This window comes from Anabaena sp. AL93, from assembly GCF_001672085.1.
In the GTDB taxonomy this organism is placed as follows: domain Bacteria; phylum Cyanobacteriota; class Cyanobacteriia; order Cyanobacteriales; family Nostocaceae; genus Dolichospermum; species Dolichospermum heterosporum.
In genome coordinates, this window is record NZ_LJOU01000142.1 from 1 (window position 1) to 10,407 (window position 10,407).

The following is a 10,407-nucleotide window of genomic DNA, read 5'->3' on the forward strand; positions in this document are numbered from 1 at the left end:
CTTGCCTCTTGCCTCTTGCCTCTTGCCTCTTGCCTCTTGCCTCTTGCCTCTTGCCTCTTGCCTCTTGCCTCTTGCCTCTTGCCTCTTGCCTCTTGCCTCTTGCCTCTTGCCTCTTGCCTCTTGCCTCTTGCCTCTTGCCCCTTGCCTCTTGCCTCTTGCCCCTTGCCTCTTGCCTCTTGCCTATTCCCTATTCCCTATTTCCTATCAATCTTTGATAAACTAATCCTAAAGCATCAGTATTACCGACATTACCGGGAAACAACACCACTGGCAAATTAGGAAACAGGGGATGATCAGATGGGGTAATTACCATTGAACAACCTGCTAAAATTTGACCGAGTAATCGGGCTGAAGTTAAAGCCAGTCCCGTACTCAAGACATCGTTAGAAGTAATACCCCCCTTACTGATTAGGAATCCTAGATCAGATGGTAAACCCTGGACAATATCCATAAGTAAAGCTGAAACTGTATTGCCAAAATCTAATCTAGTTTTGACATCTTTAAAAGCCAATTCCTGACGGCTAGTATAAACTACTGGCGTTTTACCAGCACCATGTACTACTTTGACATTTTCGATAATCTCGATTAGCAGTTTAGCAGATTCATTTACCCCATTCTCAAGTAATCTGCCCACATTCACTTCTATACCTACCGTCCCCTCAACTTTTAATAATGATTCTAACTGTTGAGTTGTCTTTTTAACGTGAGAACCAACAATAATTACACCGGGTTTACCACCGCGCACATATTTTGCCATATTTTCAGCAGCAATGGGTTGAGGTGGCAAGGCAGCCAAAGCTGTTAAAATACTAGCAGCAGAACGGAATAAAAAGCGTTTTCCCCGACTTGCGGCTGTTAATACATCTACCGCAAAGGTATTCAGATCCTCTTGATTTTCCCCGTCTACAACAGCACACTGATTATTCTCAAGTTGTAACAAACTTTCTAAACTACCAGCACGGATATCTGCGAGTAAAAATCTAGTAACATTATCTTCTTTAATCCGCCCCTTAGTTTTTTCTTCTACATATTTAGGCAGATAGCTGTAATTATACCCAAAAACAGAATCACGGGCAAATTCTGTTTCATGTACAGGAGTGGGAACATCATCAATAATTAGATAATGAATACTGTCGCGGGTAATTCTTCCCCCTTCAAAAAATGCTGGTACAAGAAAATGAGCATCAAAGGGACCGAGTTCTTCGGCAATCACATCAGTTTCTATGGGATAATGTCCCCGTAAGGTAGAGTCAGAACGACTAACTACAAGAAAATCGGCGATTTTTTCCGCTGCTAAGGCAAGTTTCAGGTTATGACAAACTTCTCTAGTTACAGATGCGGCTGCTTCTGGGGTGAGGGAACGAGTATTTGTTAAAATGAAGAAAATGGGAGCATCATCTTTTAGTCCTAAACGTAAGGTTTCTACATCCCAACGCATTAAGAGTAAACAACTATGGACGGTTTGTGAACCAGTGGGATCATCATCAAGGACAATTATTTTAGGTTGGTTATTCATAAATAAGTAGGTTGGCGTTGAAAATTGTCGTTATGGCAAGGCAAAAGGCAAGAGGCAAGAGTGAAGAGGGTTTGGGCGATTTTACGTTTCTTTACACAGTTTGGTTTTATTGTGTTCACCTACTTATGTGAATGGTGGTAGATATTCGACATCTAAAATTTGATCAATTGTGTAAGGGCAAATTGGAGGAAAGCAATTTAAACCATTTTTCTTCTTTGCTTGTCGGGCTGCTGTATCAAATGTTTTACCCCTCCCTAGCCCTCCCCTTATAAAGGGGAGGGAACTGGATTTTTATTGTTACCGCCCTTTGCAAGGGTAAAGGGGGGTAACAATGTGATGAAAATTACGGGATACCACTTTTAAAACATTCTCTAAGGCAATCTGCAATGATTGATTAAGAAGTTGAGCATATTCACTAGCTTAACTACTAACTTGTAAGGTTTGCAGATTAGCTAAATTATTTACCACTAAATCTTGGTTATTAGCAAGCAGTTTTTTATTATCGCGCAAAATCCGTTCACTTCTCAAAGCGCGGACTAAATCTTCTCGAATTAAGTAGGTTGACGTTGAAAATTGTCGTTATAGCAAGGCAAGAGGCAAGAGGCAAGAGGCAATAGTAAAGAAGTTTTCAGCGATTTTACGTTTCTTTACACAGTTTGGTTTTATTGTGTTCACCTACTTAGTTGTAGTGCAGATATTACCTGTTCTCTGTCGCTAATGTTACTTCGGGTGTTACCGGAGTTAGGAAATCAGTTTTCATCTAGGATTTGTTCTAAGGAAGCAATGGGGGTAAGGCGGAATATGTCAAGAGAAAGTTCTGAGCGATCGCTGACTAGTTTTCTTGCTTCTTGATGCTATTTATTGTATTTTAACTTAGTTTTGGTTGATTATCAGAATCAGGATGTCTGGTTACTGAGCGAAGTCGAAGTACAGGATTTCAGGATTTTCAGGATGTTGGTTATCATTTTTCTTTTGGGGATTTGATTATTCATTTTTGATTGAACATACATAATTTACCTTAAATTTCATCACTTTCTTTGTCTGAATCAGGATATCCAGGATTTGAGGATTCTCAGGATGTTGGTTATCATTTTTCTTTTGGGGATTTGATTATTCATTTTTGATTAAACCTACATAATTTACCTTAAACTTCCATCAACACCCACCAATCAAATCCTGTACATCCTTAAATCCTGTAAATCCTGATTCAGACAATTAATTAAATCTCATCAACACCCACCAATCAAATCCTGTAAATCTTCAAATCCTGGATATCCTGATTCAGACAAATTCCCAAAAATCAAATCCTGGATATCCTGATTCAGACAAATTCCCAAAAATCAAATCCTGTACATCCTCAAATCCTGTAAATCCTGATTCAGACAATTAATTAAATCCATCAACACCCACCAATCAAATCCTGTACATCCTTAAATCCTGTAAATCCTGATTCAGACAATTAATTAAATCTCATCAACACCCACCAATCAAATCCTGTACATCCTCAAATCCTGGATATCCTGATTCAGACAAATTCCCAAAAATCAAATCCTGTAAATCCTGAAATCCTGGATATCCTGATTCAGACAATTAATTAAATCTCATCAACACCCAAAAATCAAATCCTGTACATCCTCAAATCCTGTAAATCCTGATTCAGACAATTAATTAAATCTCATCAACACCCACCAATCAAATCCTGTAAATCTTCAAATCCTGGATATCCTGATTCAGACAAATTCCCAAAAATCAAATCCTGTACATCCTCAAATCCTGTAAATCCTGATTCAGACAATTAATTAAATCTCATCAACACCCACCAATCAAATCCTGTACATCCTTAAATCCTGTAAATCCTGATTCAGACAAAATGGAAAATGTGTGATATACTAAATTCAGACGCCAAAACCCGCTTTTTGTAAAAAAAAATATTTCCCGCCTAACGGCGGGGGGTTTAAGAAGGGAAAAGAGAAAGAAGGGCAGAGGGTGAAAGGGTAAGAGTATAAAGGGCTACAAAGTCCTGAACGAAGACACGACCCGAAAACCGTAGTTGAAGCGGCGAAAGTCACGCAAAGACCCATTGCGATCCGCAGACCGACAATACCCAGCGTTGCCGTTCCAAGAACCGCCGCGCAAGAGTTTATAGGTTGCGCTTAGAACAGTCGAGGCACTACCATCTGTAGGCGCATTTATATAATTTTCTTGATAATCATCTTGACACCATTCCAAGACATTCCCGTGCATATCGTACAAACCAAAAGCGTTAGGGGGAAAAGTTCCTACATCTGTTGTTTGTTGGCGATATTGACCTTTGGGAGCAGAAGCGTAAGGATAATTGCCATCATAGTTTACCAGTTCTGGAGTAATACTTTCACCAAAATAAAATGGTGTAGTAGTTCCGGCACGACAAGCATACTCCCATTCCGCCTCACTGGGTAATCTGTATTTTTTTCCTGTTCTTTGACTGAGCTTTTGACAAAATGCAACTGCATCATCCCAACTAACATTTTCAACTGGACGGTTATTGCCTTTAAAATTAGCAGGATTATTTCCCATAATAGCTTGATACTGCGCCTGTGTCAATTCATATTTCCCCATACAGAAACTCGGAACAGTTACTTGGTGTTTGGGACTTTCATCTGAATCTCGTTCTGCTTCATTTGCGGGTGAACCCATCATAAATGTTCCCCCTGGGATTTCCACCATTTCCAACAAAACACCGTTTCCTAAGTCTTCTGTGAAGTATTTTGCACTGGCGTTGCGGCGGTTGGTGATGCTTCCAGTTGCGTCTGTGGTGACAACTTCAAAACTGAAGGTTTGAAGTGGGGGAGTAGTAATTTTTGGTGTTGGTTCTGGTGTTGGATTTGGAGTATTTGGAGAAGTTGTAATTTTTGGTGTTGAGGTTTGATTTTTATTTCCAGAAAATAAATTTTGTCCTACAACTGCGATAACAGCACCACCAACAACTAAACTCACAGTTTGAATAAAATCTCGACGAGTTGTATTTTTCTGCTTCTGAGAAATTGGTTTTGGTTGATATTTAATAGGTTGAGGTTGTAGTTGAGGTTTTGGAGGTGGTGGTTGTAAAGCTTTTTCTATTTTCGCTATCCTTTGTAAAATCTCTTGGGTATTTTGAGGACGATCCTTGTATAAAGTTTGCATCATCTCATCTAGCAAATCTGCCAACATTTTTGATATTTGCGGTGCATAATTACGCCAATTTAATGTCGCATGATAAGAATCATACATTTCTTGATCAAGTGGTTCTTTACCCGTGAGTAAATAAACAAATGTCCGTCCTAAAGCAAAGAAATCAGATTGCATTACAGCGTTACCAGTCAATTGTTCCGAAGGTGTGTAACCGGGAGAATTAAATCCGGTAACTCCACCTTGCTGAATCATGACTGTGTTTGTCACCTCTCTAACTGTGCCAAAATCAATTAATACTAATTGAGTATCTCCAGCCCTCAACATGACGTTAGATGGTTTGATATCTCGGTGAAAAAAGTTTTTATTATGGACTTGTTCTAAAATAATCAGTAAATCTTTCAACCATTCTATTGCTGTAGTTTGATTAATGAGACGCAAACTATTTTTTTTCATATACTCATGTAAGTTTTCTCCCTCAATCTTTTCCATTACGAAACAATGAATTGGGGTTTTGCTGTTGCGAGAATAATGTTCAAAATAAGCGCCTGGTTCTACTTTGGGAATACTCGGATGATTAAGTTGACTTAAAACTTCGGCTTCTTGTTTAAATGCTTCTATGGCTTTCTGGCTATTATTAGTTAAGACTTTGAGAACTTTGGTTTTATTGGTTCTGACTTCATTGATTTCAAATGTATCACCAAAACCACCACCTCCTAGCCTAACTACTACCCGATAGCGGTTTTGTAGCAACAACCCTGAACCACAGGTTTCACAAAAGAGGAGATTATCTGGATTTTGCGGCTTTGAGCAGCTAGGATTGATGCACAGGCTCATAATCTTGGTAAGTAGCACATTTATCCGATATTCTACCTTAATTTACTCAAAATAAGCAGCACATTGGTAGGGTGCGTCAGACTGGATAAATCCTGCAAATAAACAGATTGTTGATATCTGACGCACCATAGAACAGATTTTTAGAGATGCAGGAGTTAGAAACCGCGTCTACACAGACAAAACTCACCTGCGTGGGTTAAATTAATATTTTGTGAAGCTGGATTGAGGGCGATCGCCTATGATAGAAAGTATATAAATCACAAGTTAGGTTAAAATCAACAAACTTTACCTAAAATATACTATGCTGAAATGTTCATGCACATCATCGTGAATTTGTACAGCGCGCAAGTCCTAACGCCATATTATTTTTGACTTTTGACTTTTGACTTCCGCCTTGGGGTACTAGCGTTATATTGGTAAACCCAGCCAAAAAATCAGGAGCAGATTTAACTCCCAAAATAATTTTTGTAACAATTGCTACAATTTTTTAAATTGCCCTGGAAATGAATTGAATTAAGTTGATAGTATATTTATCAAGCATGAATAATTAATAAAACTTTAACTATCTATTGAGGCAAATGACAGCTACTCAGCGAAGAAAGTGCTATGGTGAAGGGAAATAATTGGGCATTTACAAGTGACACTCACCTAAGTGTTACATACTTGGATTGTTCTGTAAAAAAAACTGATCAACTCGAACCGTATTTGTTAACCGACAAATAAAATATCTAACTGATCATTAACAAAAAACCAAAGGTAGATGAATTATCAAGGTTATTAGGATAAAAAAACTAGCAAACATCAGAAAATTCTGATTGATAAACTGTCAAAAACACAACTATTTCAGCTAATATACATGAACCAATCTGCGAAACGTTACTCACCGCTCCAAGCTGCCCTGATTGGTGGAGCGATCGCCACAACTGCTACTATATCTGTATTTGGTCAAGCTTGGACACGCTGCGTTCATGCTGCTTTACAAGATAGTCCGAAAGCATTAGTTGACCAAGTTTGGCAGTTGGTGAATCGTGAATATGTTGATGGAAAATTTAACCAACAAGATTGGCAAGCGGTCAGGCAAAGTCTATTAAGTAAAGACTATACTTCTAAAGACGAGGCTTATGTAGCAATCCGCGAGGCTTTACAAAAGCTAGGTGATCCCTACACCCGGTTTATGAACCCCAAACAATATGAATCCCTGACAAACCAAACATCTGGGGAAGTGTCCGGGATTGGGATTCGGATGCAAGTTAACGAAAAAACCAAACGCCTCACGGTTATAGAAGCCATAGAAAACTCTCCAGCCCTCAAAGCTGGACTGAAATCAGGCGATGAGATTTTGGCAATAGATGGCAAATCTACCCTAAAAATGACAGTAGAAGATGCCTCAAAATTGATTCGTGGTCAAATAGGTACTTCTGTCAGCTTAGATTTAGAAAGACCAAATAACAAATTCAACGTTAAATTAACAAGGGCAACTATAGAAGTTCCCACAGTCCGGTATACCCTCAAACAAGAATCTGGTCGCCGAGTAGGATATATTCGGTTACAAGAATTTAGCTCCCATGCGGCGGATCAAATGCGGGTAGCTATTCGCACTTTAAAAGCCCAAAAAGTTGATTCCTACGTTTTAGATTTGCGAGGTAATCCTGGTGGTTTATTAAATGCGAGTATAGAAATCGCCCGGATGTGGCTAGATGATGGTCATATCGTCAAAACCGTAGACCGCAAAGGATCAAGCTCTCAAACAAAAGCCAATCAGACAGCAATTACCAAGCTACCTTTAGCAATTTTAGTTGACGGTAATTCCGCTAGTGCTAGTGAAATCCTCACTGGCGCACTCAAAGATAATAAACGGGCTGTAGTTGTTGGTAGTCAAACCTTCGGTAAGGCTTTGGTACAGTCAGTCCATGAACTAGGAGATGGTTCAGGTTTAGCTGTGACTATTGCCCATTACTATACACCAAATGGTACAGACATCAATCATAAAGGAATTGCTCCCGATATCAAGCTGGACTTGACCCAAACTCAAGAACGCCAATTAGCTTCTAATCCGAATTTAATTGGTACAAATAGCGATCCCCAATATACCCGTGCTATTGCTGTTCTTTCTAATGGCAAACTAGCACAATCAGTGACAAATCAAAATCCTCAGTCTATTAGTGTCAATGCGAAAGACTTGAAGTTTTAGCATTCATTGTAGGTTGGGTTCAGCCCACAACCCAACCTAAGAATCAAGAGTTAATGAATAAATTGCCTATCTTCTTCTGCTACCGAAACCGGAAGAACGACGACTGGAAGAACGTCCACCACTACCAAAACTACTACCAGAATTGCGTCGGGTAGAGCTAGAGTTACCAGAAGGACGAAGGGTACTACCACCAAAACCAGAACCAGAAGCTCGTCCAGTGGAGGTGCGGTTTGCGGTTCCTGAAGAGGAATTTCTGATGTTTCCTGTGGTGCGGAAAGCCGTGCGATTTCTCACTGCTGCGGGTGGTTCATTGTAGCGAGAACGGTAACTAGAAACAGCCGAGTCATAGTTAGAACCATAGCCACCGTAACCATTCATGATTCCACCGGGCTGATACACGGGGGGAACATAATATTGAGGTCTAAATAACATACTACTAATAGCTTGTCCCGCAACATTACCAACTAAAGCTCCGGCAAAAGGGGCCCAAAAACTACTTTGCTGACGGACAATTACAGTTTCCGGTTGTCCGGTTTGGGGATTGTTTCTGGTTTCAGTGACATTATGGACGTACTCAAGTTTGAAGTCTTCAGTCATGTATAAGATTGGCTGACTATTTTCTACTTTTAAGTAAGTTTTCTTACCTGCTTTGATTTCATCATCAGTCAATCGTGCCATTTGTAGCTTTTCTGTGGCAAAGCTGGGGGGATTGTTATTGAGTAAAAACAAGGTATACTCACCATTGGCATCGTTGTATGTACCCTGTTGTACTTCATACTGACCATCATTTAACTTGGTGGGAGTAGCGGTTTGGCTAACGTTCTTACTTGAGGAATTAGCGTCGTTTCCTCCTCCACAAGCGACAGTTGTTAAGCACAAGGTCAAGGCTAAACAAACAATCGTAAATTTACGTAGTATGCTAATCATCATCGTGTTTATGTTTGTTTTCGGGTACTCATTACAGAGTGAACTACCCACACTGACCTGACGGTACAGTGTCGGCTTCCTGTCCAGCAAAAAACACAGTAGTAGACTTCTTGCGTCCTCTATTACTGCGACTTACTTCTGGGCGACAGGCTTCTTGATGAAGTTGTTCATGGGGGAAACCCCCAAGACCACACTTCATCGCTTTATCCCCCGTTCCAGAGGTCAAAATTCGTAGTCCCTCATCTCTGAGGTTTATCGCTGCATTAATGTCTCTATCATGCTTGGTCTGACACTTCTCGCAAGTCCAAAATCTTATATCTAGTGGCAAACTTCCCACTTGATTAAGGCATACATGACAAGTTTTTGATGACGGGAAGAATCTATCAACTTCTTGATAAATTTTGCCTTCATTTTCTGCTTTGTATTTAAGCATGGTACAAAACATTCCCCAACCAACTTGTTGAATAGATTTGGCTAGGCAGTGATTTTGCATCATGCCCTTAACATGAAGATTTTCTACCACAATAACTTGGTTTTCGTTAACTATCCTACGAGATAGTTTATGGAGAAAATCTTCTCTACAATTAGTTATCTTTCTATGGACTCTAGCAACTTTCTTTCTAGTTTTATTGCGGTTATTAGAGCCTTTTTGTTTTCTGGATAATTGCTGTTGTTTTATTTTTAAGTTCTTCTCATGTTTATTCAGTATCCGAGGGTTATCAAATTTAGAACCATCACTGGTAATTGCAAAATGAGTTAGCCCCAAATCAATACCTATTGCTTTGCCTTCTGCAATTAACTCTGGTTTATCTTTGCCATCTTCAAATAAAATTGCAGCAAAATATTGTTCACTACAATTTTTGGTGATGGTTACGGTTTTAATTTTCCCTTCAATCTCTCGATGAATAATTGCTGATACTTTCCCTATTTTTGGTAGGATTAATTGATGATCAGCAATTTTAACATTTTGAGGATATTGAATAGACTGCTTACCATGCTTAGATTTAAACTTGGGGTATTTAGCTCTTTTTTCAAAGAAATTGTTAAATGCAACTCCCAGGTTTAAACAGACTTGTTGCAAGCACTGAGAATAGGTTAAAGATAGCCACTCATGTTCTTTCTTTAGTTGAGGAATTATCTTTTTAACTTCGTATCCAGACAATCCTTTACCTGTCTCTTTATAAGTTTCGTTCATCAAATTCAAAAAATAATTCCATAGCCAACGACAGCTACCAAAAGCTTGTGCTAATGATTGCTGTTGTTGGGCATTTGGATATAATCTGACTTTGACAATTTTGAGCATATTAGAGTGAAAAGTATTTATTACGAAATAGTGTAACACAAGATTTGTGAATTGCCTCCATGTTTTTCTCCCTTGCTGTCGCTTTGGTCGAAAAACCGTCTAATTCCCACCAGGAGATTGCGGGAAGGCTGGGAGCCGCGTCTCTTTAGAGCGCGGGGGAAAGCCTACTCGTGCGGTTTTAACCGCGTCCAATATTCTCAACCATGATGCGGGTCATTAATATATCTTTCTATAGTATCAGCAGCAACGTTTCCAGCAGTTGAAAAGAAATAGCTGCTAGTCCAAAGTGACGGTAGCTTTTTTAATTCTGGGAACTCTTTTCTTAGGTAATTAGATGAGCGTCCTTTAAATGCTTTAACTACCTGAAATATTGCATCAGTTGGATGAATCTCTACGAATAAATGAATGTGATCTGGTGCAACTTCTAACGCCCGAATATTCCAATCTTTTTCAATAGCTAATGCCGAAAATATCTCAAAAATCCTA

Annotated in this window: 6 protein-coding genes; 1 reads left to right on the forward strand and 5 read right to left on the reverse strand. The window is 39.3% G+C overall.

The window, feature by feature from the left end:
• Positions 1–187 precede the first annotated feature (187 nt).
• Both AN486_RS24725 and AN486_RS24730 read right to left on the reverse strand, forming a co-directional pair.
• Positions 188–1,516, reverse strand: coding sequence for a four-carbon acid sugar kinase family protein (locus tag AN486_RS24725; protein ID WP_168635441.1), 1,329 nt, complete (start codon positions 1,514–1,516; stop codon positions 188–190).
• A 2,010-nt stretch (positions 1,517–3,526) separates the two neighbouring features.
• Positions 3,527–5,500 (reverse strand): bifunctional serine/threonine-protein kinase/formylglycine-generating enzyme family protein, encoded by a 1,974-nt coding sequence (locus AN486_RS24730; RefSeq protein ID WP_290602874.1) that lies wholly within the window; start codon positions 5,498–5,500, stop codon positions 3,527–3,529.
• An 856-nt stretch (positions 5,501–6,356) separates the two neighbouring features.
• Here AN486_RS24730 and ctpB point away from each other — a divergent pair.
• Complete coding sequence (ctpB, locus tag AN486_RS24735) at positions 6,357–7,691, forward strand: carboxyl-terminal processing protease CtpB (RefSeq protein WP_053539855.1); 1,335 nt, start codon at positions 6,357–6,359, stop codon at positions 7,689–7,691.
• A gap of 66 nt (positions 7,692–7,757) precedes the next feature.
• On the opposite strand, the gene AN486_RS24740 is transcribed toward ctpB, so the two are convergent.
• The 3 genes from AN486_RS24740 to tnpA all read right to left on the reverse strand — a co-directional run.
• The gene (locus tag AN486_RS24740) at positions 7,758–8,621 is read right to left on the reverse strand and encodes a hypothetical protein (RefSeq protein WP_053539854.1); all 864 of its coding nucleotides are present in this window, start codon (positions 8,619–8,621) and stop codon (positions 7,758–7,760) included.
• A gap of 40 nt (positions 8,622–8,661) precedes the next feature.
• The gene (locus AN486_RS24745; protein ID WP_290602876.1) at positions 8,662–9,921 is read right to left on the reverse strand and encodes an RNA-guided endonuclease TnpB family protein; all 1,260 of its coding nucleotides are present in this window, start codon (positions 9,919–9,921) and stop codon (positions 8,662–8,664) included.
• A gap of 197 nt (positions 9,922–10,118) precedes the next feature.
• Positions 10,119–10,407: IS200/IS605 family transposase (gene tnpA, locus AN486_RS24750; protein ID WP_290602877.1), on the reverse strand; the 289-nt coding region annotated here is incomplete at its 5' end.

What these genes read in the sequence shown, in the direction of transcription:
- AN486_RS24730 (WP_290602874.1), bottom strand. Translation starts at nt 5,500, where the DNA reads ATGAGCCTGTGCATCAATCCTAGCTGCTCAAAGCCGCAAAATCCAGAT.
- AN486_RS24725 (WP_168635441.1), bottom strand. Translation starts at nt 1,516, where the DNA reads ATGAATAACCAACCTAAAATAATTGTCCTTGATGATGATCCCACTGGT.
- ctpB (WP_053539855.1), top strand. Translation starts at nt 6,357, where the DNA reads ATGAACCAATCTGCGAAACGTTACTCACCGCTCCAAGCTGCCCTGATT.
- AN486_RS24745 (WP_290602876.1), bottom strand. Translation starts at nt 9,921, where the DNA reads ATGCTCAAAATTGTCAAAGTCAGATTATATCCAAATGCCCAACAACAG.
- AN486_RS24740 (WP_053539854.1), bottom strand. Translation starts at nt 8,621, where the DNA reads ATGATGATTAGCATACTACGTAAATTTACGATTGTTTGTTTAGCCTTG.